Raw genomic sequence first — 25,477 nt, 5'->3', positions numbered from 1 at the left:
GCCGCCCGCCGGGTCGGCGCCGTAAGTGAACGCAAAAAATTGATGCCGACTTGCATGTGGGCATCATGTATCTGAAATCTTCTCGCACATGTCTTGTGGTGAGACTCCCGCGCGCCCTACCGTCACCTCACCTTCCGAGAGAAACGGGCATGCGATGTCACGTCACATCACGGTCGCCGCACTGACGGCCGCCGTTGTCGGACTGGGGACGCTGACCGGCGTCCCGGCGGCGCAAGGCGCGGAGGGGAAGAGGGCTCCCGCGCCGGTGGTGACGCGTGCGGGCCTCGATCCGGCTCTGGTGACCGGTCGCGGCGCGGAAGTGCCCTTCGCCGAGCAGGAGGCGGAGAACGCCACGACGAACGGCACGGTCATAGGCCCCGGCCGCGCCGCCTACACCCTGCCCGCGGAGGCGTCGGGCCGTAAGGCCGTCAGACTGGTGCCGGGCGAGCACGTCGAGTTCACGCTTCCGAAGGCGGCCGACGCGATCACGGTTCGCTACAGCATTCCGGACGCCCCGGGAGGGGGCGGCATCACCGCGCCGCTGGATGTCGCCGTCAACGGCGCGAAGCGCTCGACGATGACGCTGACCTCGCAGTACTCCTGGCTGTACAACCAGTACCCGTTCACCAACGACCCCGCTGCCGGACTGCTCCAGCCAGGCTGGTGGATCACCGAGTGCGCCTGCGTCCCCAGCGGGACGACGCCCGCCCCCGTGATCGAGAAGCCCTTCAGGCCGAGCCACTTCTACGACGAACAGCGTCTGCTGCTGGGCAAGAGGTACCGCGCGGGTGACACCGTCCGGCTGACGGTTCCGGCGGGCAGCCGTGCCGCGTGGACCGTCATCGACCTGCTCGACTCCGAGCTCGTCGGTCTCCCGCACGTCGAGCTCCGGGCGGCGAACGCGCTGCTGTTCGGGGCCGATCCCTCTGGGCGCCGGGATTCCGCGGACGCGATGGACCGGGCGATCGCCTTCGCCAAGCGCAAGAACCTGCCGGTCTACGTGCCGCCCGGCACCTACCAGGTCAATCGTCACATCGTCGTCGACGACGTGACGATCAAGGGCGCGGGCAGCTGGTACACGAAGTTCAAGGGCCGGGAGGTCGCCCTCGGCGCCCCGGCGGCCGACGGCTCGGTGCACACCGGGGTCGGCTTCTACGGCAAGGACGCGGCGGACGGCGGGAGCCATGACGTCCACCTGTCCGGCTTCGCCATCGAGGGGGACGTGCGCGAGCGCATCGACACCGACCAGGTGAACGGCATCGGCGGCGCGCTGAGCGACTCCTCCGTCGAGGGCCTGCACATCCGCCACACCAAGGTCGGCATGTGGTTCGACGGCCCGATGTCGAACCTGAGGATCACGGGCAACGTCATCGTCGACCAGATCGCCGACGCCATCAACTTCCACGGCGGAGTGACCGGTTCCGAGGTCTCCCACACCTTCGTCCGGAACTCCGGCGACGACGGACTCGCGATGTGGTCCGAGAAGCGGGCCGACACGGACAACACCTTCTCCCGCAACACCGTGCAGAGCCCTGTGCTCGCCAACGGCATCGCGGTCTACGGCGGTACGGACAACGCGGTGTCCGGCAACCTGGTCGCGGACCCCGTCCGGGAGGGCAGCGCGCTGCACGTCGGAGCCCGCTTCGGCGCGGAGGCGTTCCGGGGGCGGCTCGACCTCGCCGACAACACGACGGTCCGGGCGGGGACGTACGAACTCAACTGGAGGATCGGGCTGGGGGCCATCTGGTTCTTCGCCCTGGACCGGGACATCGACGCCGACATCCGGGTGACCGGCAACCACTTCCTCGACAACACCTACAACGCGATCATGCTGGTCACGGACTGGTCCGTGAAGGACACCCACAAGATCGAGGGCGTGCACTTCAAGGACGTCAGGGTGGACGGCACGGGCACGTCGGTGGTCAGTGCGCGGGCCGCCGGCTCCGCGACCTTCGAGAACGTGGACGCGCGCAACGTCGGGGCCGTTGGCGTCAACAACTGCGGGTCCTTCAACTTCTCCCCCGACGGTTCGGAGTTCACCCTGGTCGACCGGGGCGGCAACGACGGCGGCGGCACGACGGGCGACTGGCTCGCACCCTGGCTCCTGCCGAACACGATCACCTGCGACGACCGCCCGCCGGTGGTCGCACCGCCCGCGCCGGGAGCCTGGTGACCCCGGGCGGGCCACGGGCGGCGTGAGCTGAGCACGAGACAGGCCGGTACGGCGCGGGGGACGGGCGCCGTACCGGCCTGTCTCGTGCGGGGAGTGCGTCAGGTGGCGAACGCCGCGTGTACGCACTTGCCTTCGGGCAGCGCCTCGGTGAACACCCGGGCCCCCAGGTCCTCGGCGATGTGCAGGCCCATGCCTCCGGTGCCGTCGCACAGATCCGGGACCCGTGGCGCCGGTGGGACGCAGGAGCAGTCGCTCACCGCGATGTCCAGGGCGCCGGCCGAGGTGGTCAGGGTCAGGGTGCTGGGTCCGGGCGCGTGCCGGACGGCGTTCGTGACCAGCTCGGAGACGATCAGCAGGAAGTCGTCGCAACGGTCCTCGGCGAGGGCGGGCCAGGAGCGGCGGAGGAAACCGATGGCCGCGCGGCGGGCGTGCGAGGGCGCTTCCGGCCCGGAAGGCAACGGGACCGAGAGCCGCCCGGCCGTGGAGGGGGCCGGTAGGGACGACGACGGCGCGCCGGTCGTGGGCGAGGGCGATGGCGGTGGTGCGGTCGTGGTGGTCATGACGCTGTCCCGAGGAGGACGTGGCGCCGGTGCGGGGCGCCGGGCGGTGTGGTGCCTGAAGTGACGACGGGGTCCCCGGGCACCTGCCCGGGAACCCCGCGTCCGACGGGGTGAAGCCTGCTCACTTGTGGTGGCAGGACCAGTGGCCCTTCACCCAGTGCGTGTCCCAGTGGCCGGGGACGTGGACGTTCTTCCAGTGGCCCTTGTGCGACTTCCCGTCGTGCTGCCAGTAGCCGGAGTGCCACGTGCCCTTGTGGTCCTTGTAACCGGGGTGCCAGGTCCTGTGCTGCTCCTTGACCCACTTCTTCTCCCAGTGGCCCTTGACCCACTTCTTCTCCCAGTGCCCCTTCTGCCAGGTGCAGCGGTCGTTGTGGTCGTGGCTACCGGCGACGGCGGACGAGGCGGCGGTCGTGGGCGCCGGGGCGGCGGTCGCCGTTCCGGTGGCGGCCAGCGCGCCACCTCCGGCCAGCAGGCCTGCCGTGGCGGCTCCCGCCACCATGCGGCGGACGCGGACGGAAACGGTCATCTGACTCATCTCCCTTTCACGGATCGGCCACTCTCCTCGACGGCGTACTCCCGCACTCAGTCCGGGACTTGGGTTCCGGGCTCGCCGGGTGCGGTACCGAGGTGGTGAGCGGCGTTACACAAGGGATTCGGAGGCACCTGGGGGAAGGTTTGGGGTGAACGGGAGAAAAATGGAGAAAGTCATCAGTGGTGCGCATGCCGGGGTGCGGGCTCGCCTCAGGAGGGCAGGTCGACCGCTCCGAGCGGCACCGTGGTGGGGCTGCTGGACCCTCCGGAGGGCTCGACCGAGAGGGCCACTGCCGAGGCGTTGTCCAACGTGCCCTTCAGCAGCGTCACCTGACGTCCGGGGTCCCTGCTGAGCAACCCGGCCGGCACGGGGGTGCCGTTGTCCATGAACCAGGCCTCGTAGGTCCGGCCCTCGGGCAGTCGCGGCAGACCGGAGACGGCGAGCGTGGCGGAGTCCTCGCTCCGGGAGAACGTGACGGAGGCCGTGGCGCCCGAGGCCAGCCCCTGCGACGCCAGGCGCACGTCGGGTGCCGTGAGCACCTTCGTGAGGGTCGCCTGCCGCTGCTCGGCGCGGTGCGCGGCCGCCCTGGCGTCCGACGCCTCGCGGTGCTGCCACCCGGCGAGCCCCAGGCAGACCAGGATCACGGCCACCGACGCCGCGAGTGCCAGGCGCAGGGCCCGTGCCGGACTGCGGCGGCCCCGCCTCCCGCCGTTCCTCGGGCTGGTGGACCTCGGGCCGTCGGACCGCGGGCCCGGATCCTGCGGGGTGACGGCCACCTCGCCCAGGATCCGCTCACGGAGGGCGTCGGGCGGCGTCTTCGCGCTCGCCCGGCCGAGCAGTGCCAGGGTCTCCCGCAGCTCGGCGACCTCCCGGCGGCAGCTCTCGCAGTCCGCCATGTGCGCCTCGAAGGCGCGGCGTTCCTCGTCGGGCAGGGCGTGCAGGACATAGGCGCCCGAGGACGCGTGGGGATCGTCGGCCGTCATGGTTTCGCTCCCAGGCAGTCGCGGAGCCGGATCATGCCGTCCCGCAGCCGGGTCTTGACCGTTCCCAGGGGCAGGGACAGCGAGTGGGCGATCTCCTTGTAGGTGAAGCCCCCGTAGTAGGCGAGGACGACCGACTCGCGCTGGATGTCCGTGAGGGTCCGGACGCAGTGGCGGACCCGCTGCCACTCCATTCGGGTCTCCACCTGCTCGCTCACCTCGTCGAAGGGGGTGTCCGAGCTCAGTGCCGCAGCCCTGTGCTCACGGTCCTGGCTGGCCTGCGAGGCGCGCACCCGGTCGACGGCACGCCGGTGCGCCAGGGTCATGATCCAGGCCATCGCGCTGCCCCGGTCGGGCCTGAAGCGCTCACACGTACGCCAGACCTCCAGCAGCACGTCCTGCATGACCTCCTCGGACTGCGCCGAGTCCCGCAGGACCTTGCGCACCATCCCCATGACCGGCCCGGCCACCGTGTCGTAGACCCCCGCGAAGGCGTCCCGGTTTCCCTCGGCGGCCGAGACCATCAGCTGGTCCAGGTCCGGCTGCTGCCGGACGTCCTCTCCGCGGTCGACGGAATGCACCCCGGGTCCTCGCTGTCTCCTCGACGTGGCGGCGCCGCGGTGGGCAGGCATGCGGCATGCGGATCACACGGCCGAAGGGTGGGGGCCGCCTGCCGAATGTAGGCATCCGGCCCGGCCCCGGGCCTCTTGTGAGCAGCCGAACGGTCGTTACCTGCCGGTAGAGGGGGCGCTGCTCAGGGTGTGCCGGAGTCACCCGTCCGCGTGATGCCCCGTGCCCGGTCGGTGCGCTCGGGCCGGGGCACGAGGCCCGCCCGTACGGTCGCCATCCGGTCCCGCACCCCGTCGGTGGGGACGGTGCCGGGGGGACGGGCCGCGATGCCCGTGTCCTCGCCCCGGCAGATTCCGCAGAGCCCTCCCCGCAAGGCATCGGCGCTCCCCGGTGCACGGCACTCGGCGCATTCCAGGGCGCGCAGCACGACGGTCGGCGGCCGGGGCGCGAAGCGCTCGGGGGGCAGCTTGTCCACGAGCCGACGGCGTACGAGGGACGCGGCGTGGTGCACGGTGGCGGGCAGGCCGTGGGTCAGGGCGCGCAGGGTCTCGTCCTCGGTGGCGCCCCGCTCGAACCACTCGTCGACCAGCGGTTGCAGGCTCACGCAGTCCGCCGCCGACAGGCTCAGCGACGGTGCGGTGCGGCCGAGGGCGGCCAGCAGGACGAAGGCCCGCGAACGTGTCGGCCGGCGGGTCTCCCGAGGTGCGTCACCGCGTGCGAAGGCGGCCCACCAGTCGTCGTCCCGGGCGGTGCGCGAGAAGAAGGTCCGGGTCACCCAGAGCATGACCTCGTCGGTGGCGACGCATTCGCTGCCGCGCCGCAGATGTCCGGCTGCCTGTAGCCGGTTGAGCGCGGTGCGCAGCGCGCACTGGCCGTACGGGAGCCACTTGGCCAGGGTCTTCACGGAGATGTCCGAGCCGTCCGGCAGCCGGTCGATGTAGGAGGCGACGGCGGCTTCGCGAGGCGGCAGATGGGAGAAGTCACGCCCTTCGCGGGGGCGTTGGTCCGGGGCGGAACGCTTGCCGTAACCGGGGTTCGCCATGGGGTGCGTGGGCTCGTAAGAGGTGCGCGGGGCGGCACTAAGCTGATCGACAGCCATCAGATCGCCTTTCCTGTTTCACGATCTAGTTGGTCAGACCCCTGTCAGGTGTTCCCGCACCGGCGGGGGTCGTCTCGTGTTCGGCACGCTAGAACGTCGCGACGGTCCGTGGCAAGTCGGTCACAAACGGTCAACTGGGCAGGTGGGGAGGGTGGGTGGGTGGGAAGAGACCCTCCACCCGATCCACTGGAAGAACGCTCGGACTCCAAGGCTTGAGCCCCGGGGGTCAACGCGTCAGGCCCGCGGCCCCCGATCGGATGGCGTCCGCCGCACGGTCGGGCGTGGCGCGGCCGAGGATCGCCAGGATGACCGGTGACGGCGCCCTGACCAGCAGGTCCGGAGGCAGGGGCACGTGCGTGCCGTCGACCGATCCGAGCGGGGAGCGACCATGGCGAACGAGCTGAAGTACGGCGACAGCATCCACCTGCAGAACGGCTACAACGGTTGGACGGGCGGCTACCTGGACACCAACGGCCACAGCACCGACTCCGGCGGCAAGTACGCGGTCTCGACCGCCGAGTCACCCACCCGTGGGGAGGGCACCGGCACCTGGGAGATCCTTTCGCCGACCGGCAAGGCGGCAGGCACCCCGGTGGTCAGCGGTGACGTGATCCAGCTGCGCAACCTCTACGGCGGGGACGGCGGTTACCTCGACACCAACGGCCACGCCACGGCGGACCAGCGCAACGCGGGCGCCAAGTACAACGTCTCCACGTCCAAGGACCGGGACCGCGCGCCCGGCTCCGGCACCGGCCGCTGGCGCGTCACCGCGCGGACGTCCACGCCGGCCGACGGGAACATCCGCCCCGGCGACGTCATCCAGCTGTGGAACCTCTACGCCGACAACGGCGGCTTCCTGGAGACCAACGGCGGCGGCCCGGCCGGTGGCAAGTACGACATCTGCACCAACGCCTACGCCAACCGCTCCTCGGACGTGGCCTACTGGAAGGCCCAGCGCCCGTAGCGGTTGACGGCGTGAAGTCCCGTCATGGGGGCCGCCGCTCAGCCGACGGCCCCTGCGTCACCTCAGTTGCGTCACCTCAGCTGTGTCACCTCAGCGTGTACGGATCGAGTGGTGCGTCCCCTTGCCGACGGCCCCCAGCTTGTCGGGGTTGGCGACGTTGTGGATGGCCACGATCCGGCCCTCGGCGTCGAAGTCGAACGTCACCGTGGCGATCACTCGGTCCGGAGCGCGGAAGACCATGCCCGTCCCGCCGTTGATCTCGACCAGCTCGGCACGCATGTCGGAGGGCTCGACGCCCTGGTACGGCACCGTCCCGATCGCCGAGAACCAGGCGGCCACCGTGGAAGCGCCCACGACCGGACGCAGGGCCTGGCGGACCTTGCCCCCGCCGTCGGTCCACAGGGTGACGTCCGGGGACAGCAGCTCCATCAGGGAGTTCATGTCCCCGCCCGTCGCCGCGGCGAAGAAACGTTCGGTCGCGTCACGCTGCCGGTTCCGGTCCGCGGTGAAGCGCGGGCGCCTGGCGCGGACGTGCTCGCGGGCGCGGTGCGCCGCCTGCCGCACCGCGGCCTCCGAACGCTCCACCGCGTCCGCGATCTCGGCGTGGCTGAAGTCGAAGACCTCCTTCAGCACGAACACCGCGCGTTCCAGCGGGCTCAGGGTCTCCAGCACCACCAGCATCGCCATGGACACGGACTCCGCGTCCAGGACGGTGTCCGAGGCGTCGCCACCGGTGAGGATGGGCTCCGGAAGCCACGGGCCCACGTAGACCTCGCGCTTGTGCCGGGTCGACCGCAGGCGGTCCATCGCCAGATGGGACACGATCCGCACCAGGTACGCCTTGGGGTCGGCCACCTGGGAGCGGTCGGCGGCCGACCACTTGATCCAGGCGTCCTGCACCGCGTCCTCGGCATCGGCTGCGGAGCCCAGGAGGCGGTAGGCCACGGAGAACAACAGGCTCCTGTAGCGCTGGAACAGCTCCTGGTCGGTTTCCTGCTCGCTCATCGGTCCCCCCGGATCCTGGTGAAGCGGCCACCACGCGGCCAGAAGGCACCCGAGGCGGGCATCTTCTTCATACGGCCGTAGGTCGGCCAGGGCGAGGCGGTCACCGCCTCCTTATATCTGGCCGCCGCGCGGCCTGTCAGGCAGATTCGCCTCGGGCTGTCGTCGGGCCGGGTGAACTGCACGACCGCGTCGTCCCGGCCCAGGCTGACGGGCGTGTGGTAGTAGCCGAAGCGGAAGGGCTTGGGCCGCTTGCCCCGCATCACGCGGACGATCGACACCGCCGCGTGCACCCCGGTCGGCATCCCGCCCTGGCAGGTGCCGTGCATGACTCCGTACCCCTGGCGGATCGCCGCCGCGTCGCCCACGGCGTACACATCCGGGTGCGACACCGACCGCAGCGCGGTGTCGGTGACGATGCGCCCGCGCTCGTCCACCTCCAGGCCGGCCGCCGCTGCCAGCGGCGACACCCGGGTGCCGCTCGTCCACAGGACGACATCGGCGGCGATGTGCTCCCCGTCCGCCGACACGACCGCGTCGGGCAGCACCTTCGTCACCTCCACCCCGCTGAGCACCCGCACGCCCAGCCGGTCGAGTGCCGCCCGCAGATACGCCCTGGCCTTCGGGTTCATCGAGGCGCCGGGTTCGCCGCGCCCCGCCAGGACGACGTCCAGTTCCGGGTTGCGCCCGGCGATCTCCGCCGCCGACTCGACGCCCGTCAGTCCGCTGCCCGCGACGACCACGGTGCCGCTGCCGCCCAGCCGTGCCAGCGCCGGCCAGCGCCTCGGCCTCCTCGGGACCGCTCAGGGTGTACGCGTGGTCCTCGACGCCCGGGACCGCCGCCGTGTCGGCGACGCCGCCCAGGGCGTAGACCAGCGTGTCGTAGGACAGGGCCCGGTCGTCGTCGATCCGTACGGTCCTCGCGTCCGCGTCCACCGCCGTGACCCAGCCGCGCACGAAACGGGCCCCGGTGCCCTCCAGCATCTCCGGGATGCTCAGCTCCGCGACCTCCTGTCCCGTCGCCGTCATGTGCAGCCGCAGCCGCTCGGTGAACCGCTCCTGGGCGCTCACGAGGGTGACCACGACCGGGTCCTTCAGCCGTCCGGTCCTGGCGGCCAGCTGGACGGTCGCGGCCATGCCCGCGTAACCCGCGCCCAGGACGACGATGTGGTGGGGGGCCGTTCCCTGGATCTCGTTCGTGTTCATCGCGTCCGCCTCGGCTCGCTGCTGCTTCCTGATGACGGCCACGAGACGCAAGCTCGCCCCCGATCTGTGACACGGGATAAATGTGACCTGAGCCACACGATGGTGGCGGGTGGGGGGAAGCCCCTCCCTTCAAATTGATTGACATGCAGGGGTGGGGTGACGGACGTTCGGCCGTGATTCACCGATGCGCCGCAGGGCTGGAGGGATGGCACGCAGATGACTTTCAGAGACAGGGACTTGAAGGCGGGCGGGACTGCCACCACGGGCGGTGACGAGGTCGCGCACCGGGATGGCGCCAGCCAGCTGGTCCCCGTGAAGAGCGTCTTGGAGCAGGTGCACACCGTAGGGCGGGTGAAGGACCTGGGGGAGGCGGTGCAGTTCAGCTGGCCGGGGGTGTACTTCGAGGGCCGCTTCCGCGGGACCGGCCTCGGGGTGGTGCTCGACTGCGCGGCCGCCGACTACGACGTACAGGTCGACGGGGCCACCGTCGCCACCCTGGTCACACCCGGCGACACCACGCACTGGATCAACGGCCTGCGGGACGGCGAGCACACGGTCCGGGTCGTCAAACGCAACGACACCCCGGGGGACACCAGCACGTTCGGAGGCTTCGTCGCCGCGCCCGGGGGCGCCCTACTGGGCAAGCCGGCGCCCCGGAACCGCCAGATCGAGTTCATCGGGGACTCCCTGACGGTGGGCTACGGCAATGTCTCGGGCACCGTCGACTGCAATCCGGAGGAGGTCAAGCGGAACACCAACGCCGACGTGAGCCACAGTGCCCTCACCGCCCAGCAGTTGGACGCGGACTACCAGATCAACGGTTTGTCCGGCCTCGGCATGGTGCGCAACGTCGCCGGTATCTGCCCGGACATCACCTACCGGACCTACTACGACCGCGCCCTGCTGGACGTGGACGGCGACGTCTGGCAGAACCCGGGGACGTGGCGCCCTCAGATCGTGGTGGTCAACCTCGGCTCCAACGACTTCTCCGACCTCACCCCCGGCGAACCGTGGACGCCCGACAGCCTCGCGGCCGCCTACCGCACCGCCTACGGCGAGTTCCTCCAGGAACTTCGGACGCGCTACGGTGCCGGCACCGCCCTCGTGGCCGTCGGCTTCGACAGGAACACCGAGCAGGTGCGACAGGTGGTCGAGGCGCGCAACGACGCCGGCGACAGCGGGGTCCACTACTGGCTGCTCGATCAGTCGGGCCTGGACTTCCTCGGATGTGACGGACACACCTCGGCTCACGACGACCGGGTGATCGCCGACCGGCTCGCCCCGTTCCTCGGCAGCCTGCCGACCGGATGGTGAGGTACCACCCCTGAGTGTTCCGCCGCCGGGGGACTCGATCGCCTGGGCGAGGGCGGTGGCCTCCGGAGTCCGCTCCGGGGCAGGCTCTAGGCGGGGAGCCGGTCGAATCCGAGCGGTGCGGGAGGCGGCAGAGGTGCTGCCGCCTCGGCCCGGAAGGACTGGAGGAGATAGCCGACCAGCCTCCGGGACGCGGCGGGCCCGTCGTCACCGGCTCCCGTCGTCGCCCCGCAGTTGGCGAGCATCAGCAGCGTGATGTCGTGCACGTCGAAGTCCTGGCGCAGGCGACCGCACTGCTTGGCCCGCCGGATCAGCAGGGCGAGGCCCTCCTCGGCGCGGCGGCGTTCCTCGGCGAACTCGGCGTGGTCGGGGAACCGGGACAGGAACGCCTCGGTGAAGCCCCGCTCGGCCGCCTGCATCATGCAGACCTGCTCGACGACCGAGCAGAAGCCGCGCCAGGGGTCGGGGTCCTCCAGCCCCTCGTCGAGGACCGCGACGCAGTGGGCGAGCTGTTCGGAGAAGGCCTCGGCCACCAGTGCGGCCCGTGTCGGGAACCGCCGGTAGAGCGTGGCGACCCCGACCTTCGCGCGCCGGGCGATCGCCGCCATGGGCACGTCGATCCCCTGGAGGGCGTATGCCTCGCGGGCCGCGGCGAGAATGCGCTCACGGTTCTCCCGGGCGTCGGAGCGCAGCGTCTCGGGGTCTTTCCGATAGGTCTGATCAGCCATGTTTCTCACTTCGGTCCAAATGGAGGGTGTCATCCACTTACCCGTCTAGCGTGGGACGTATGGACGATATGCGAGCGGTGCTCTACGACAGCTACGGCCCTCCCGAGGTGCTCCACGAAGGCCGGGTCCCCGTCCCGGAACTCCGACAGGGCGAGGTGTTGGTCCGTGTCCACGCGCTGAGCGTCAACGGGGGTGAGCTGTACGGCAGGTCCGGACGCGCCCGTCTGGTGACGGGCAGCCGCTTCCCCCTGCGCACGGGAATGGACTTCGCCGGCGAGATCGCCCGAGTAGACAGCGCGGTGAAGGGGCTGCGTGAGGGCGACCGGGTGTGGGGGCTCCTGGGCCGCACCTTCGGAAGCGCCGCCGAGTACGTCGCGGTCCGGCCGCGTCAACTCTCCTACGCCCCGGCGAACATCTCGCTCGTCGAGGCCGCGTCGCTGCCCGCGGGGACGACCGCCATCACCGCGCTGGAGACCAAGGCCCGGCTGAAGGCGGGCGAGCGCCTGCTCGTACGCGGCGCCAGCGGCGGGATCGGCAGCGTCGCCGTCCAGCTCGGCAAGGCGCTGGGGGCCCACGTGACCGCCCTGGCCGGCGGGAAGAACCTCGACTTCGTACGTGAACTGGGGGCGGACGAGGCATTCGACTACAGGACCACGGGGCCGGAGGACCTTGGCCCCTTCGACGTCGTCCTGGACACCGCCGGCACCGAACACCGGGCCTTCCGGCGGCTCCTGGCGCCCGGCGGACGCATGGTCTCGATCGCCTTCGACATCGACCACCTCGCCGCGAGCCTCTCCTACCTGCTCGCCTCCACCGCCCACGGACCTCGCCGGGTCCGCTTCTTCAGCGGCAACCCGAAGCACGACCTCTTCGCCAAGCTCACCGCCTACGTGGAGAGCGGCGCGATCCGCCCCGTGGTGGACACCGTCCACCCGCTCTCCGACATCGCCGGCGCGCACCGGGCACTGGAGGCGGGGGGCGTGCGGGGAAAGCATGTGGTGCGGGTGGTGTGACGCCCTCGGCCGGACAGGGCCCCGGATGCCCCGTCCCGCCGGGCCGACGTCCTACGGGCGCTTGAGGTCGGCGACGAACGCGGACCAGGCGGCCGCCCGGAACACGAGCGCCGGACCGTCGGTCACCTTGGAGTCGCGGACGGGGACCATGTCGGGATTGCCGGTGGCGACTTCGAGGCAGTTGCCGCCACTGGCATCGCTGTAGGTGGACTTGTGCCAGGTCGCCGCGGCGAGGTTGTAGTCAGAGCTGCTGATCTTCATGGGCGTAATCCTCCGCAACCGACTCGATCAAGGCCAGGGACGCATCGGGCGCCAATGCGCTGGCCACCAGCAAATCGTAGGTCAGTTCGTATGAACGAACTGCCGCCGGATCGTCAAGTAGTTGCCCCGAACCCAGTCCGTCCAGGTAAGCGAGGGGAGGAGCGTCCGGGAATGCCATGAGCTTGAGTGGACCGCCCATCGCTGCGTGCCCGCCGGAGCTGTACGGGAGGACCTGGATGATGACTCGTCGTTGTCGGCTGAGTTGAGCCAGGTGACAAAGCGCCTCGGACATGACAGCCGTTCCACCGACTCTTCGTCGGATCACCGCCTCATCCAGAACCATCCAAACCATGGGGGTTGTTGGATGGGCCAGAAGGCTGGCCCGTTCGATCCTGGCCGCGACAAGTTCATCAATCGTGGCTTCGGGAGCGGTGGGCCTTCCCGCCAGGAAGACTGCCCTCGCATACTTCTCCGACTGTAGGAGCCCCGGGATGAGGAGTGGTGAATACTCCTTGATCGTCTGTGCGACTGCCTCCGCCTCAGCCGCCTCGGCGAAGTGGTCCGGGTACTTCGACTTCTTGAGCGCCGCACAGTTCCGTACGAAGAACCCGTCCGCGCCCAGCACCTCGTCGAGCCGCTGGGCCTGGTCCGCCTGCATGCGGCGGGTGCCGGCCTCCAGCTGTCCGATGAAGGAACCGCTGACGAACAGGGGTGCCCCCAGGTCATCCTGCGACAGGCTCGCTGCCTCCCGCCGGTGGCGGAGTTCGGCGCCCAGGAGGGCGCGGGGCGAGGCGGAGGGGTCCAGCTTCTTCGGTCCGGGCAAAGCGACTCCCAGTGGCACACGTGCGGATGTTGGAACTGCACCTCTTCCACGGTAGCGACGAATTGGCCACGCTGAGTAGGCATAGGCACTACTCAGCGTGGAAATGGGGAAGATCATGATGACGGCTACGGAACGGCGCCAAGAGGCAGCGGGCAGAGTGCGGGCGGCAGAGGACGCGGTGGCCCGGCTGCGGTCAGGGCTCGCAGGGGTCGGCGTGAAACTGCCCTCGCTGCGGATCGACCCGGTGTCGTGTGCGGGCAACGAGCCGGCACCGCTCGTCGATCTCGGCCGGTGCTCGATCGAGACGGCGCTGCGGCTCAGTGCGCAGCTGGAAGCGGCGACGGCCCATGACAGTTGAAGGTCTGGAGCCGTGTATGCCGGAGCCCGGAACGTTCGCGGTGGACGGCCGGGACGGCCGGGTGGGACGGGTCATGGGCCGCGTCGGACCCTATGTGCAGCTACGGCCGCCGGGTGGTGGCGCGGAGTGGGACTGCCCGCCGGAAGCCGTCCGGCCGGCCTCGCCGGGGCTCGTGCTGCGGGCCCGGGTGACGGAGATCAACCGCGAGGGCAGGCTGCCGTCCTGAGCGGTCGGCGCCTGCCGTGAGGTCCGGCCCGGGTCACGCCGGGTCGGCCGCCGTGTCCGGGGACTGCCGCTCCCCGGTCCGGGAGAGCCGCTGGTGGAGTGCCGCCAGGACGGTGTGTGCCGGCGGAAGGATCAGGGCGCCGGTGAGCAGCAGGGCGGTGGCGATCGGGGCGAGGACCCCGGCCACGTAGGCGCCGTAGGTGTTGTCCGGACCCCACTCCAGGAACAGGGAGGCCGCCCAGGAGCGCGTCGGCCGGGCGGCGGCTTCGAGCAGCAGGTACAGGCCGACGCTGAGCCCGCCGAGGGGCAGCGCGACGGCCAGGGCACGGAACCAGGAGGTGGCCCGGCCCCAGGTCAGAGACCAGGAGCGGCGCAGGGCGGCCAGGGGGCCGAGGCCTTCGTTCGCGGAGGCAGCCGGGGCCAGGGCCCAGCCGAACCGGAGCAACAGCGTCAGGGCCAGGCCCAGCAGAGGCGGGCCGTACTCCAGCAGAGGGTTCAGATTGGGGTACTGCCACAGCGGGACGAGCACGGTGTAGTCCCTGAACGTGGTGGTGGTGAAGTACAGCTGCACCAGGACGCCGAGCACCAGCGGGGCCCACACGAACACCCCGCGCACCGCGTACACCCCCAGGACCGTACGGAATCGGCCACGCGGGCCGCTGCCTCCCGGTTCGGCAGCGGCTCGGGCGGACGCCGTCTGGAGGGTGGCGCACGCCAGGTGCAGCAGCAGGATCAGGAACGGCAGGCAGGCGAGGAGGATGAGCCACATGGTCTGCACGCGGCGGCCGTCCGGGGCGTAGGAGTCCTCGTTGACATGGGCGTGTATCGCGCCCAGGCGTATCTCGTCGAACTCGTGCCAGGCGGCGACGAACCCCACGACGGTCAGCACCAGTCCGCCCAGGGCGACCAGGCCGGTGACGAGCGCTGCCCGGCCGTAGAGGCGGCCCCCGTCGCGGCGCATCACGGCGAGTGCGGTGCGGGCGATGCCGGGTTCCGCCGCGTAGGGCTCCTCCGCCTGCCGCACCTCGCCGGGGGCCGTTCGGTGCCCGTTGCCGCCACTGGCCTGGCCGTTCGTCATGTCTACCGCCTCTCGTCGTCCGGGGGACGCTGCCCAGTCCTCGAAGATCAACCTCTTGGGAGAGGGATGCGTGGGGAAGGGCGGCCGGTTCCTCGGGCACGACGAGCGCGCGGGGACACCTGTGGGGAGGTCCCTGCGAGCGTCACACGATCGTGGGACGCTGAGGGGAGCGGCGTACCGCCGAGAACAAGTCGATCTACGCTCCCGCGTACGGCCACAGGAGGAGGGACCTGCGATGACCGCCGCGATGGTCGAAAGCGATCAGGGCTCTGAAGGCCGCCCGTGGGACTACCTGCTGCGCACGTGGCAGGAACTGGACGTGCCCGAGGGCTGGCGCGCCGAGATCGACGAAGGGCAGATCGTCTTGGTACCGCCGCCTCATGCGCACCACAACGGCATCGCCGCAAAGGTGCAGCGAAGGCTTTACACGAATCTGCCGGAGGAACTGGAGATCTACCAGACGCTCGCCGTGCACGCCGCGCATCTCGGCGAGTTGTACGTCCCGCACCTCGTCGTGATGCCGGCAGAATTGATCGAGGCCGCAGACCCGGAGACCAGTGCCCCGATGGACGCGTCGGAGGCCTTGCTGATCGTCGAGATCACCTCCAAGGGGAACGCCCGGGAGGACAGGACGAAGAAGTACCGCGCCTACGCGCGGGCCGGGGTCCCGATGTATCTGCTGCTGGACAGGTTCGACACCCGTGGGGCGATGGCGACGCTGTTCACCGAGCCGAACGAGGACGGAACGTACAAGCGTTCCGACCCCGTTCCCTTCGGGAAGCCGCTCCAGCTGCCCGCGCCCTTCGACGTCACCCTGCCCACGGACGGCTTCCCGGTCTGACGGTTCGTCCTCAGAGCCAGGGGGCCGCGGCGTCGCGCAGCGCTCTGACGGACTCGGAGAGCGAGGCCACCGAGGCCAGCGCGCCGGCGACGGTGAAGAACGCGTTCCGCACACGGCCCTGACCTGCTTCGCCTTCGTCGGGCAGGGCGTCCTCCACCTCGGCGAGTGCCGACTCCGCGGCTGTTCCCTCCGCCGCCGACAGCTCGGCCGGGTCCAGATCGCGGATGCGGGCACGGAGGGCTTCGACGGCTTCCCGCAGACGTACGATCTCGGCGGACTGCTCGGCGTCCGCCGCCCCGGCGCCGCTGGTGAACGTGGCGCTGCTGTGGTCGCCCGTCTGGGCGTTCCCGGTGAACGTGCCGTGGCCGCTCACGTGGATTCCCCGGTCCTGCCCGGCCGGTGTGCCGGTCATGGCGTCAACTCCTTCAGCTGGATCCACTGGTGGTACCGCCGCCGGCCGTCGGGCCGACCTGCGGTTGTGGCGTCGTGATGTTCTGGTGGTTCGCCCGGCTGTGGTCGCCCGTCTGGACGTTTCCGTGGAGCGTCCCGTTGACGTGCACGGAACGGTCGAAGAGGACGGTGGTGCGGGCGTCGTACTCGCTGGTCCGGTAGCCCGCGTCCCTCAGGCTGAGGCGCACGGCGGTCACCGTCCTGGTCTGGATGCTCTTGAGGAAGCGATGGACGTCCATCTCCTGGAAGAGCTGCTGGAAGTGGGGCTCTGCGGCCAGCTCGCGGACCGAGTACGCCGGGCCGTGGTCGACCGGGCGGTCGGTCTTGCGCATGCGGTCGTACCAGTACCTGGAGCGAGCGGTGAGTGTCTTCGTGCGCGAGGCGGCTGCGAGATCCGTCGGGGCGTCCGCGACCTGCGAGAACGCCGATGTGAACGCCGCGGCGACCAGGTCGGTCCAGTCCTTGCTGTCCCTCGGGGGCAGGATGTCGTCGATGCGGTGGTAGGCGCGGGCGATCGGCGGCAGCAGGAAGGCCCGGGACTCCAGGAACAGCAGTCCGCCCTGCATCTGTACGCGGCTGAAGACGGTGAGCACCACCTCGTCGCCCCAACTTCCCACCCGGACGGTCAGATAGTGGCGCAGCCGCTCCTCGGCGAACACGTCGAGGCTGTCCGGCCACCACGTCTCACCGGCAGGTCCGTCCGGCGGTGTGCCGAGCATTTCGGCAGCCTCCGCCCGGGCGTCCGGGGCCGTTCTGTGGAAAGCCGTACCGTCGCCCGTTCCGCTCCAGTCCTTCGACGGGCCCAGGCGCTTTCCGCTCTTCATGACGTAGTCGTCCACCTGGAGCCCGCGCAGCCGGTCGCCCGGATAGTTGTGGCCCTCGCCGAACCGGAGCAGCTCGCGGCGTATCCGGGCGTGTACCTCGGGCACGTTGAAGGCCGCCCGGCGATCGGCGACGCCGCTGCTCTTCCTGTCCAGGTCCGGTACGAGCTCGATGGCGAACGACCAGTGGTCCAGCTCGATCCCCGCGCCGACGAACGGGGCGTAGTCGCTGTAGACGACGTCGGGGTCGGCCTGTTGCGCGCGGATCTCGGCGAGCCGGGCGGCGGCCACGGGCGGGTCGGGTTGTTCGACGCTGCGGCCGATGGCGAGGGCGTACAGGCGGTGTTCCATGCGGTACCGGTACACGGAGGCGACGGCGGTCCAGCCGGCGAGGACCAGCAGGGCGGCGATGAGATGTCCGGTCCCGTTGCCTGCGAGGCCGTTCATCAGGGCGGAGAGAGCCGCCCCCGACAGGGCCACCGTGCGCCACAGGACCCAGAGGAAGGCGATCAGGAGCAGGAGCGTGACGATGCCCTGCCCGGAGCGGGATCTCGGGTCGCTGCCCGGCTGTTCACGCCCTTTCAGCGTGTCCTTCAGTCGGCTGCCGAGCGCTTTCGTCAGCCGGACGAACAGCACCAGCAGGAGGGGGATGATCGCTCCGGTGGCACTGACGGGGAACATCAGCAGGGGCAGGACGAGCAGGATCGCCGCACGCGTCGCCACCTCTCTGCGCGCGATGAAGCACTCCTTGAGGACCGCGGCGAGATCCATCCCGTAGGACGGAGGCGGGAGGCGGTGCGGGTTCTCCGCGAGCTCCTTGATCACGGCGTCCCGGAACCAGCGGTCCAGGTGCGCGGCGCCCCGCAGGTAGTCCGTGGCGCCCCCGGGCCGGTTCCCGGCCTGGGAGCGGACCAGTTGCCGGAGCTTGCTGCCGGGGTCCGACGGCGGAGGCGGTGCCTGTCGGCGTGGTTCCGGTACGGGCGCGGGCGATGGGCCCTGGGGATCGGTCATGGGAGCCGGCTTTCCGACGGGACGAAGGACAGGGAGGGCGGTGCCGGGAGCGGAGCGACGTCAGAGCTCGGCCGTGTCGCGATCCGGCAGCCAGTGGTCGGCGGCGATCGGTTTCCAGAGCGTGAGGAACTCTTCCTTGGAGCTGGTGGCGAGTTCGCTGCTCCGCACGCCTTTTTCGTACGAGGAGGTGTGGGGGACGGCGCCGGGCGAGCAGCCCCGCACGTCGTCGGCCCACTCCGCGAACGCCCGGTCGGCGTCCGCCGAGTGCTGCCAGCCGGTGCGCAGACTGTCCGTCGCGAGTGAACCCGAGGGGAGCGCGCCCACGTCGAGCGCGGCGAGGTCGGTGATCAGGCTCTCGCGGCGGACGGCGGCGTCGTCCAGGGCCTGTCCGGCGGTGTCGACCGAGTCGTCCGAGACGCAGGCCTCCACGGCGTTGACGGCGTCGATGACCTGCTGACGGTCCGACTCGCTCCGCTCCAGGAGGGCGTCGACGGCGGTCGCCTGTTCCTCGCCCGAGGCGGTGGGCGGGTCCGACGGCCCGGACTCCGACGCCGTGGTGCCGGGCAGGGCCCGCGAGGGTGAGCCGGAGGACGAGGGGCCGGCGGCATGGCCCGCCTCGGAGTCAGAAGGACGGACGACGTGGGCCACGGCCAGGATCACGGCGGCGACCACCAGCCCACCGCCCACCATCAGCAGCAGGTGCTTCCTCGGCAGGGCGGGGCGGCCGGGGCCCGGTTCAGGGCTCGGTCCCTCCGGTTCGCCCGTACCGGCGTCGGATTCGCGTACCCAGCCGCCCGCGCCTCCGCGCGCGTGCTCGTCCCAGCGCATCGGTCCCGTGCTGTGGTTCTCACTCATGAGTGCCCCCCGGCCACCGCAAGAGGGGCAACCATCCCACGCGTCACCGGAGGAGCCAACGGGGCTGCTGGGAATTGGCCGAAGACCGGCCCTGCCGGGGCACGGCGGCCGCGGCTCCGAACAGCCGGACGGCGGGGCCGGCTCCAGGGGAGCCGACCCCGCCTCTGTTCGTCGAACTGCTGGGATCAGACGATGCGGTAGCTGTCGTAGTAGCCGCCGACCTGGGCGTGATAGCCCGGGTCGCTCGCATGCTTGTGCTTGTCGAACTCCGGGGAGTCCTTGATCTGATCCTTGGTCAGGTCCACGAACACCGTCCGGTGCTCCGTGTCGATCCTCTTGACGGTGCCCGCCGGAAGCAGGACGTCCTTGCCGAAGATCCAGACACCGGTGTCGACGACCAGATAGGCGGAGCCCACGTCGTCGGAGTGCTTGTCGACCTTGCCGATGTTTCCGTCCGTCGCCTCGACCGAGAATCCGGTCAGATCGGCGCCCGCGGTGTGACCGCTCGAAGGCTGGTAGCCCCACAGGTTGTCGCTCATAATCGGCTCCTTCCTCGACGGTTCATTCGGCGCGGCGAATCCCGTCGTGATGAGGACGAGTGCCGCTCGGTAATCGGCTGCCCGGCCATTTCCGGTTCATGCGCGGGGAATTCGGAGAACACGGAAAAACGCGGGTGGCGCACGGTCCGAAGACCGTGCGCCACCCGCGTCAATGCTGGTCGGGGCCGTTTACCAGCGGTACCACCGGCCACGCTTGCCGCCGCCGGCTGCCGGGCGCACGAAGAATCCCACGAGCCAGACCACGAGCACGATCACGGCGATCCACCAGAGTGCCTTGAGTGCGAAACCGGCACCGAAAAGGATCAGGGCGAGCAGAAGAACGAGAAGCAGGGGAACCATAGTTATCAACCTCCGTGACCTCTGGTGCCCTGCAATCAATTGCCTACACACACGTGATGGTGCGGAAAATGCCGCGGTGTTTTCGTGACCGTTCGTGACCCGGCGGAACCGTCGGGTCACGAACGTCCGCGGGGGGTCAGACCCCCGCCGGCTCCTTCGCCGGACTGTCGCCCGAGGAGGCGGCCGGGCCGGTGGCCGCGACCGTGGAGGTAGCCGGTTCCTGGGAGACGTTGAACTCCGCCAGCAGGGACTTGCTGAAGCCGAAGAAGTACGTGGCGACGAAGCCCGCGACATAGCCGACCAGCAGACCGCCCGCGTAGATCGCGATCGTCGAGCCCAGACCGTGGTTGCCGTCGAGCAGCGGGAACAGTGCCCAGCCGGACGGGCCGATCGCCGTGGACCCGACGGAGTCGCCGAGCTGGTTGAACAGGCCCACGAAGCCGCCGCCGAACGCGCCGCCCACACACGCCGTGATGAAAGGGCGGCCCAGGGGGAGCGAGACGCCGTAGATCAGGGGTTCACCGATGCCCAGCAGGCCTGCGGGCATGGCGGACCTGATGGTCCTGCGGATCGACTCGTTGCGGGGGAGGCGGAGGTAGACCGCGGCCGCCGCGCCGACCTGGCCGGCTCCGGCCATGGCGAGGATCGGGAGCAGGACCGTGAAGCCCTGCTGCTCGATCAGCGTCGTGTGGATCGGGATGAGGGCCTGGTGCAGGCCCAGCATCACCAGGGGCAGGAAGAAACCGCCGAGAAGGAAGCCCGCGCCCGCGCCGCCCGTGGAGAGCAGCCAGTCCGCGAAGGTGCCGATGGCGGAGGAGACCTCACCGGCCACGTACATCAGGCCGAAGATCGTGACGAGGCCGGAGATCAGCACCGTGAGCGTGGGTGTGACCAGGACGTCCAGTGCCTCGGGCACCCAGCGGCGGCACCACTTCTCGACGTACACCGCGAGGACCGCCGCGCCCAGGGCGCCCAGGACGCCGCCCTGGCCGGGGGCGAGGGTCTGGCCGAAGGCGTCGATGTTCGCGACACCGGGGAAGACGATGATCGCCGCGACCGCGCCGCCGAGGATCGGCGTACCGCCGAACTCCTTCGCCGTGTTGTAGCCGACGAAGACCGCGACCAGCGCCATGAAGCCGGAGGCCATCGCCGCGAGGGCGGGGGTCACCGAGGTCAGCCAGCCGAGGTTCACCAGCAGCCCGTTGAGGCCGGCGATGATGCCGCAGCCGATCAGGGCGGGGATCAGCGGGACGAAGATGTTCGCGATCCTGCGCAGGAACAGCTTGAAGGGCGTCGAGTTCTTCGCCTTCTGCCGGGCCTTGAGCGCGGCGCCCTTGTCGGCCAGCTCCTCGGCCGTGTGGACGGGCGCGGGCGTCTCCGACGACGCCCGGCCCTCCTCGACCAGCTGCTCGAACTCCGGGGTGACCCGGGCGACGGTGCCCGGGCCGAGGACGATCTGGTAGGTGTCGTCCTCGACCACACCCATCACTGCGGGAACCGCCTTGAGGGCCTCGTCGTCGACGAGGGAGCGGTCGTGCAGGCCCAGCCGGAGCCGGGTCATGCAGTGGGCGATCGAGCTGACGTTCGCAGCGCCACCGACGAGCGGCAGGATCGCGGCGGCAGTGGCGCGGTTCTTGTCTTCAGTAGCCATGGTGCGTGGTGCCTTGCTGTGCGAGGAGTGGTGCGTCAGGTGGTGCGGACCGCTGCGAGGGCGGCGCGGAGGTGGCCGTGGGAGTCGGCCAGGAGCGTGGCGGCGGTGGGGCCGTCGACCCCGCCGAGGATGGTGAGGATGGCGTTCTTGACCTCGCCGTCGGTGGCGGTGAGTGCCGTCTCGATCTCCTCGTCGGAGGCGCCGGTGGCGAGGGAGACGATCCGGCGCGAGCGGGCGCGCAGCTTCTCGTTGGACGCGCGCACGTCGACCATGAGGTTTCCGTACGTCTTGCCGAGCCGGATCATCGTGATCGTCGAGAGCATGTTCAGGACGAGCTTCTGCGCCGTCCCCGCCTTGAGACGGGTGGAGCCGGTGAGCAGCTCGGGCCCGACGACGACCTCCAGACCGTGTTCGGCCGCGGCGGCGAGTCCGGAGCCCGCGTTGCAGGAGAGCCCGATGGTGAGCGCGCCCTTGCCGCGGGCGTGCTCGACGGCTCCGATGGCGTACGGCGTGCGGCCGGAGGCGGAGATCCCGACCACCGTGTCGTCGGCGGTCAGACCCAGGGCGTCGAGGTCGGCGGCGGCCAGCTCCTTGCTGTCCTCGGCGCCCTCGACGGCCTTGACCATGGCGGAAGGGCCGCCCGCGATCAGGCCGATGACCTCGGACGGGTCCGTGTTGAAGGTGGGCGGGCACTCGCTGGCGTCGAGCACCCCGAGACGGCCGGCGGTGCCGGCGCCCGCGTAGATCAGCCGGCCGCCGCGCGCCATGCGCTCGGCGGTGGCGTCGATCGCGGCGGCGATCTGCGGAAGCTTCTCGGCCACGGCGGCGGGGACGGTGGAGTCCTCGCCGTTCATGATGCGGGCTATCTCCGGCGTCGGCAGCTGGTCGATCTCGGCGAGCTCCGGCCGGAACGCCTCGGTGGTGAGGGTGTCGAGCTGCGCACGCAGTTCGCCGTATCCGTCGGGGGTCGGGGCGTCGGCGTTCGCGTCGGTGGTGGAGGTCATGGACAGCGGCTCTGCTTTCTCGGGCTCGTGCGGTTCGGCGGGTGCGGGGGCTGCCGGGTCAGCGGCTGCGCGGGGTGTGGCGGTGGGCGAGCGCCTCGTAGGAGGCGGACAGGGCGGGCGCGGCCGTCTCGTACGTCCGCTGGGCCACCCCTATGAAGAGGCAGTCGACGACGAGGAGCTGGCTCGTGCGGCTCGACATGGCGGCCGGCCGCAGCTCGCTCTCCCTGGCGGTGGACGTGGTCAGCACGTGGTCGGCGTACTGGGAGACCGGTCCGTCGGGGCGGCCGGTGATCGCGACCGTCGTCGCGCCGCGGTCGAAGGCGACCCGGAGCGGCTCGATGACGTCGCCGGTGGAGCCGGAGTGGGTGATCGCGATGGCAACGTCGCCGGAGCGCAGCTGCACCGCGTTGGTCACGGCGAGGTGCGGGTCCATGTGGGCGTGGGCTATCAGGCCGATGCGCAGCAGCTTCTGCGCCAGGTCCTGGCCGACGAGGGACGACGCGCCGGCGCCGTAGATGTCGATGCGGCGGGCCGTCGCGGCGGCGGCCACGGCCGCCCCGAGCTGCACGGTGTCGAGTCCGGCGGCCGTGTCGGCGAGGGTCTGCTGCTCGTCGTAGGCGAGCTTGGTGACCACGTCCGCGATGGGGTCGTCGACCGCGATGTCGGCGGTGACGGCGGGCGCCCTGCCGGACTGCTGGTGGGCGGCGAGTCCGGCGAGCGCGAGGCGCAGGTCCCGGTAGCCCGGGTAGCCGAGGAGGCGGGCGGTGCGGACGACGGTCGCCTCGCTGGTGCCGGTCAGTTCCGCGAGTCCGGTGACGGTGAGGGCGGCACACCCGGCGGGGTCACCCGCGACGGCTTCGGCGACCCGCTGCATGGAACGGGTCATGGACGGAGCGAGGGTCCGCACCTTGGCCGCGAGAGCCGCGGGGGCGGGCGGGGAGTCCGGGTTGAAACTTTCCTTCACGTCATTGGTCACATTTGAAAGATATTTTCACGGACGAATCCCGTCAACCCCCCTTTGGTCCCTACCTCTGGAGGATCACGCCCGGGCCCTACGGGCGACGGGGGACAATGGGTCCATGGAGTTGAACAGCCTGGAACAGGAGCTGCACACCGCGCGTGCGCTGGTGATGGCCGACCTCGCCGCGGGCGATGTGGCCGATGCGGGGATCGTCTCGATGGTCGAGGACGCGATAGTCCACCGCCGGTGGTGGGTCGAGCAGTGGCCCGAGGGCGTGTCCTTCGTCACCGGGCTCGTGGCGCAGGACGTCCAGGACGCGCTGCTCGAGGAGCACGGGCGCTGGCCGCTGTGCCCGGTGTGCACCGAGGAGGGGCCGCACGCCCTGGACGTCGAGCCCGAGCTCGGCCCCGATCCGCACTGGGTCTGCACGAAGGCGACGGTGTCCGTCGCACGGGTGGGATCGCTCGCCGAGGTGCTCGGCCGGTGACCGTCTACATCGACCCGCCGACCTGGCCGGGGCACGGCCGCATGTGGTCGCACCTGGTCAGCGACGTGTCGTTCGAGGAACTGCACGCCTTCGCCGCGACCATCGGCTGCCCGCCCCGCGCCTTCGAGCGCGACCACTACGACGTGCCCGAGGCGCGTTACGCCGACGCGGTGCGCGCCGGGGCGCTGGAGGTCGGGTCGAAGGAGATCGTGCGCCGACTCACCGACGCCGGGCTGCGACGCCCGAAGGGGCGGCCCGTCCCTGGGTGAGTGGCACCCGGGACCGGCGGGCCGCTACCGGCGGGCTGCTACCGGCCCGCGCCTCGCTCCGCAGCGACAGCCGGCTCCCCGCCCGCGTGCTGCTCCTCGCCCGCGGGCTGCTCCTCGCCCACGTGCTGTTCGCCGCCCGTGTGCGCCGGTGCTCCCGCGATCCGGCGGGACGGGGCGCCGCCGCGCAGGCGCAGCGAGACCGTCACGGCCGCCAGGCCGAGCACCAGCATCGCGGCGCCCGCCCAGGCCGTGGCCCGGAAGCCGAAGTCCGCGTCGATCACCGCACCGCCCAGCCACGGGCCGCTCGTGTTGCCCAGGTTGAACGCGGCCGTGGTCGTCGCCCCCGCCAGCGTCGGGGCGACCCCGGCGACGTTGAACATCCGGGCGTTGAGCGCCGGGGCCGTGTAGAACGCGGACAGGCCCAGCAGGAACGCCAGGACGACGACGGCGACCTGGTTCGACGCGAAGAGAGCCAGGGCCACCAGGAAGACGGTCGAGGCGCTGATACCGCTCAGCAGCACTCCGAAGAGGTGCGCGTCCGCGACCCGCCCGCCGATCGTCGTCCCGATCAGCGCGCCGACGCCGAACAGCCCGAGCACCCACGGGACCCAGCCCGAATCCAGTCCCGCGACATCCGTGAGCAGCGGTGCGAGATAGCTGAACGCGCAGAACACACCGCCCGCCGCGAGGGCCGTGATCACGATGGACAGCCACACCTGGCGGTCCCGGTAGATCGCGACCTCACGCTTGAGCTGCGGCTTCTCGTCCGGCAGCGGAATGCGCGGGATGCGTGTGACGACGCCGACGAGGGCGATCGCGGACGCGGCACCCACCGCCCAGAACGCCGAACGCCAGCCGAAGCTCTCCCCGAGGAACGCCCCCAGCGGCACCCCGAGCACGTTCGCGATCGACAGTCCGCCGATCATCACGGCCATCGCCCGGGCCCGTGAGTTCACCGGCACCATCGCGATGGCGACGGCGGCGCCCACGGCCCAGAAGCCCGCGCACGCCAGGGCGCTCACCACCCGGGAGACGAACAGCACGTCGTACGTCGGCGCCAGCGCACCCGCGACCTGGCCCAGCCCGAAGACCGAGATGAGCGCGATGAGAGTCGTGCGGCGGGGCAGTCGCAGTGTGGCGACGGCCAGCAGCGGGGCGCCGACCACCATGCCGATCGCGAATGCGGATATGAGGAGTCCGGCCTTCGGTATGGACACGTCCATGTCGTCGGCTATGGGCGGCAGCAGCCCGGACAGCATGAACTCACTGGTACCGAGGGCGAAGACCGAGAGGCCGAGGATGTAGACGGCCATCGGCATACGGGGACGGCTGGAAGCAGAGTCGG

28 protein-coding genes and 1 pseudogene are annotated in these 25,477 nt (G+C 70.8%); 9 read left to right on the top strand and 20 right to left on the bottom strand.

Features of this window, described 5'->3' with window-relative positions; translation table 11 throughout:
• Nucleotides 1-154: 154 nt before the first annotated feature.
• A complete protein-coding gene (locus P8A20_RS15895) occupies nt 155-2,173 on the top strand; it encodes a glycosyl hydrolase family 28-related protein (RefSeq protein WP_306103708.1) in 2,019 nt (672 codons plus the stop codon).
• Between the two features lie 98 nt (nt 2,174-2,271).
• Here P8A20_RS15895 and P8A20_RS15890 read toward each other — a convergent pair whose 3' ends face one another.
• The 5 genes from P8A20_RS15890 to P8A20_RS15870 all read right to left on the bottom strand — a co-directional run bounded on the left by P8A20_RS15890 (nt 2,272) and on the right by P8A20_RS15870 (nt 5,914).
• Nucleotides 2,272-2,733, bottom strand: a complete 462-nt coding sequence (locus P8A20_RS15890; protein WP_147964019.1) for an ATP-binding protein — start codon at nt 2,731-2,733, stop codon at nt 2,272-2,274.
• Nucleotides 2,734-2,854: 121 nt separating this feature from the next.
• Entirely contained in the window at nt 2,855-3,259 is a 405-nt protein-coding gene (locus P8A20_RS15885) for a hypothetical protein (RefSeq protein ID WP_147964018.1), read from the bottom strand.
• A 215-nt stretch (nt 3,260-3,474) separates the two neighbouring features.
• A complete protein-coding gene (locus P8A20_RS15880; RefSeq protein WP_147964017.1) occupies nt 3,475-4,248 on the bottom strand; it encodes an anti-sigma factor in 774 nt (257 codons plus the stop codon).
• On the bottom strand, nt 4,245-4,826 hold the full coding sequence (locus P8A20_RS15875) for a sigma-70 family RNA polymerase sigma factor (protein ID WP_261989015.1): 582 nt from the start codon (nt 4,824-4,826) through the stop codon (nt 4,245-4,247). The genes P8A20_RS15880 and P8A20_RS15875 overlap by 4 nt, the downstream gene beginning before the upstream one ends.
• 173 nt (nt 4,827-4,999) lie before the next feature.
• Entirely contained in the window at nt 5,000-5,914 is a 915-nt protein-coding gene (locus tag P8A20_RS15870; protein WP_306103707.1) for a hypothetical protein, read from the bottom strand.
• Nucleotides 5,915-6,302: 388 nt separating this feature from the next.
• On the opposite strand from P8A20_RS15870, the gene P8A20_RS15865 reads away from it, so the two are divergent.
• The gene (locus P8A20_RS15865) at nt 6,303-6,878 is read left to right on the top strand and encodes a hypothetical protein (protein WP_222723399.1); all 576 of its coding nucleotides are present in this window, start codon (nt 6,303-6,305) and stop codon (nt 6,876-6,878) included.
• A 90-nt stretch (nt 6,879-6,968) separates the two neighbouring features.
• Here P8A20_RS15865 and P8A20_RS15860 read toward each other — a convergent pair whose 3' ends face one another.
• Nucleotides 6,969-7,883 (bottom strand): RNA polymerase sigma-70 factor, encoded by a 915-nt coding sequence (locus tag P8A20_RS15860; RefSeq protein WP_306103706.1) that lies wholly within the window; start codon nt 7,881-7,883, stop codon nt 6,969-6,971.
• Nucleotides 7,880-9,086: pseudogene (locus P8A20_RS15855) on the bottom strand (NAD(P)/FAD-dependent oxidoreductase). The gene P8A20_RS15860 and the pseudogene P8A20_RS15855 overlap by 4 nt, the downstream one beginning before the upstream one ends.
• A gap of 312 nt (nt 9,087-9,398) precedes the next feature.
• Between P8A20_RS15855 and P8A20_RS15850 the strand changes: the two are divergent.
• Complete coding sequence (locus P8A20_RS15850) at nt 9,399-10,400, top strand: SGNH/GDSL hydrolase family protein (protein WP_147964171.1); 1,002 nt, start codon at nt 9,399-9,401, stop codon at nt 10,398-10,400.
• 86 nt (nt 10,401-10,486) lie between these two features.
• Here P8A20_RS15850 and P8A20_RS15845 read toward each other — a convergent pair whose 3' ends face one another.
• Entirely contained in the window at nt 10,487-11,125 is a 639-nt protein-coding gene (locus P8A20_RS15845) for a TetR/AcrR family transcriptional regulator (RefSeq protein WP_187282433.1), read from the bottom strand.
• Between the two features lie 59 nt (nt 11,126-11,184).
• Here P8A20_RS15845 and P8A20_RS15840 point away from each other — a divergent pair, with 59 nt between their 5' ends.
• Nucleotides 11,185-12,138, top strand: coding sequence for an NAD(P)-dependent alcohol dehydrogenase (locus P8A20_RS15840; RefSeq protein WP_187282432.1), 954 nt, complete (start codon nt 11,185-11,187; stop codon nt 12,136-12,138).
• A gap of 51 nt (nt 12,139-12,189) precedes the next feature.
• Here P8A20_RS15840 and P8A20_RS15835 read toward each other — a convergent pair whose 3' ends face one another.
• Together P8A20_RS15835 and P8A20_RS15830 are read right to left on the bottom strand one after the other, a co-directional pair.
• Nucleotides 12,190-12,399, bottom strand: a complete 210-nt coding sequence (locus tag P8A20_RS15835; protein WP_147964012.1) for a DUF397 domain-containing protein — start codon at nt 12,397-12,399, stop codon at nt 12,190-12,192.
• A complete protein-coding gene (locus P8A20_RS15830; RefSeq protein ID WP_306103705.1) occupies nt 12,380-13,222 on the bottom strand; it encodes a helix-turn-helix domain-containing protein in 843 nt (280 codons plus the stop codon). Before P8A20_RS15830 ends, P8A20_RS15835 begins: the two co-directional genes overlap by 20 nt.
• Nucleotides 13,223-13,325: 103 nt before the next feature.
• On the opposite strand from P8A20_RS15830, the gene P8A20_RS15825 reads away from it, so the two are divergent.
• Both P8A20_RS15825 and P8A20_RS15820 read left to right on the top strand, forming a co-directional pair.
• A complete protein-coding gene (locus P8A20_RS15825; protein WP_371934400.1) occupies nt 13,326-13,580 on the top strand; it encodes a hypothetical protein in 255 nt (84 codons plus the stop codon).
• Between the two features lie 16 nt (nt 13,581-13,596).
• Nucleotides 13,597-13,806: a hypothetical protein gene (locus P8A20_RS15820; RefSeq protein WP_014154845.1), complete on the top strand. Its 210-nt coding sequence runs from the start codon at nt 13,597-13,599 to the stop codon at nt 13,804-13,806.
• Nucleotides 13,807-13,839: 33 nt separating this feature from the next.
• Here the strand turns inward: P8A20_RS15820 and P8A20_RS15815 are convergent, their stop codons facing one another.
• The gene (locus tag P8A20_RS15815; RefSeq protein WP_147964010.1) at nt 13,840-14,883 is read right to left on the bottom strand and encodes a hypothetical protein; all 1,044 of its coding nucleotides are present in this window, start codon (nt 14,881-14,883) and stop codon (nt 13,840-13,842) included.
• A 235-nt stretch (nt 14,884-15,118) separates the two neighbouring features.
• On the opposite strand from P8A20_RS15815, the gene P8A20_RS15810 reads away from it, so the two are divergent.
• Entirely contained in the window at nt 15,119-15,724 is a 606-nt protein-coding gene (locus tag P8A20_RS15810) for a Uma2 family endonuclease (protein ID WP_147964009.1), read from the top strand.
• Nucleotides 15,725-15,734: 10 nt separating this feature from the next.
• Here the strand turns inward: P8A20_RS15810 and P8A20_RS15805 are convergent, their stop codons facing one another.
• The 8 genes from P8A20_RS15805 to P8A20_RS15770 form a co-directional block, all read right to left on the bottom strand.
• On the bottom strand, nt 15,735-16,136 hold the full coding sequence (locus tag P8A20_RS15805; protein WP_147964008.1) for a DUF5955 family protein: 402 nt from the start codon (nt 16,134-16,136) through the stop codon (nt 15,735-15,737).
• Between the two features lie 13 nt (nt 16,137-16,149).
• Nucleotides 16,150-18,006 carry an AbeC-like domain-containing protein gene (locus P8A20_RS15800; protein WP_147964007.1) on the bottom strand — a complete coding sequence of 619 codons (1,857 nt, stop codon included), beginning with the start codon at nt 18,004-18,006 and terminating at the stop codon, nt 16,150-16,152.
• Nucleotides 18,007-18,066: 60 nt separating this feature from the next.
• On the bottom strand, nt 18,067-18,861 hold the full coding sequence (locus P8A20_RS15795) for a hypothetical protein (RefSeq protein WP_306103704.1): 795 nt from the start codon (nt 18,859-18,861) through the stop codon (nt 18,067-18,069).
• 185 nt (nt 18,862-19,046) lie between these two features.
• On the bottom strand, nt 19,047-19,400 hold the full coding sequence (locus tag P8A20_RS15790; RefSeq protein ID WP_147964005.1) for a PRC-barrel domain-containing protein: 354 nt from the start codon (nt 19,398-19,400) through the stop codon (nt 19,047-19,049).
• A gap of 189 nt (nt 19,401-19,589) precedes the next feature.
• Nucleotides 19,590-19,760, bottom strand: coding sequence for a DUF5670 family protein (locus tag P8A20_RS15785; RefSeq protein ID WP_147964004.1), 171 nt, complete (start codon nt 19,758-19,760; stop codon nt 19,590-19,592).
• A gap of 136 nt (nt 19,761-19,896) precedes the next feature.
• Nucleotides 19,897-21,411: a PTS transporter subunit EIIC gene (locus P8A20_RS15780; RefSeq protein ID WP_306103703.1), complete on the bottom strand. Its 1,515-nt coding sequence runs from the start codon at nt 21,409-21,411 to the stop codon at nt 19,897-19,899.
• A gap of 35 nt (nt 21,412-21,446) precedes the next feature.
• A complete protein-coding gene (gene murQ, locus P8A20_RS15775) occupies nt 21,447-22,415 on the bottom strand; it encodes an N-acetylmuramic acid 6-phosphate etherase (RefSeq protein WP_306103702.1) in 969 nt (322 codons plus the stop codon).
• A 58-nt stretch (nt 22,416-22,473) separates the two neighbouring features.
• Nucleotides 22,474-23,391, bottom strand: coding sequence for a MurR/RpiR family transcriptional regulator (locus tag P8A20_RS15770; RefSeq protein WP_306103701.1), 918 nt, complete (start codon nt 23,389-23,391; stop codon nt 22,474-22,476).
• A 103-nt stretch (nt 23,392-23,494) separates the two neighbouring features.
• Between P8A20_RS15770 and P8A20_RS15765 the strand changes: the two genes are divergently transcribed.
• On the top strand, nt 23,495-23,863 hold the full coding sequence (locus P8A20_RS15765) for a DUF8819 family protein (protein WP_147964000.1): 369 nt from the start codon (nt 23,495-23,497) through the stop codon (nt 23,861-23,863).
• Nucleotides 23,860-24,132, top strand: coding sequence for a DUF4031 domain-containing protein (locus P8A20_RS15760; protein WP_147963999.1), 273 nt, complete (start codon nt 23,860-23,862; stop codon nt 24,130-24,132). Before P8A20_RS15765 ends, P8A20_RS15760 begins: the two co-directional genes overlap by 4 nt.
• A 38-nt stretch (nt 24,133-24,170) precedes the next feature.
• On the opposite strand, the gene P8A20_RS15755 is transcribed toward P8A20_RS15760, so the two are convergent.
• Nucleotides 24,171-25,451 carry a Cmx/CmrA family chloramphenicol efflux MFS transporter gene (locus P8A20_RS15755; RefSeq protein WP_306105153.1) on the bottom strand — a complete coding sequence of 427 codons (1,281 nt, stop codon included), beginning with the start codon at nt 25,449-25,451 and terminating at the stop codon, nt 24,171-24,173.
• Nucleotides 25,452-25,477 lie beyond the last annotated feature (26 nt).

The organism is Streptomyces sp. Alt3, from assembly GCF_030719215.1.
Taxonomy (GTDB): domain Bacteria; phylum Actinomycetota; class Actinomycetes; order Streptomycetales; family Streptomycetaceae; genus Streptomyces; species Streptomyces glycanivorans.
This window is presented reverse-complemented; position numbering and strand designations above follow the sequence as displayed.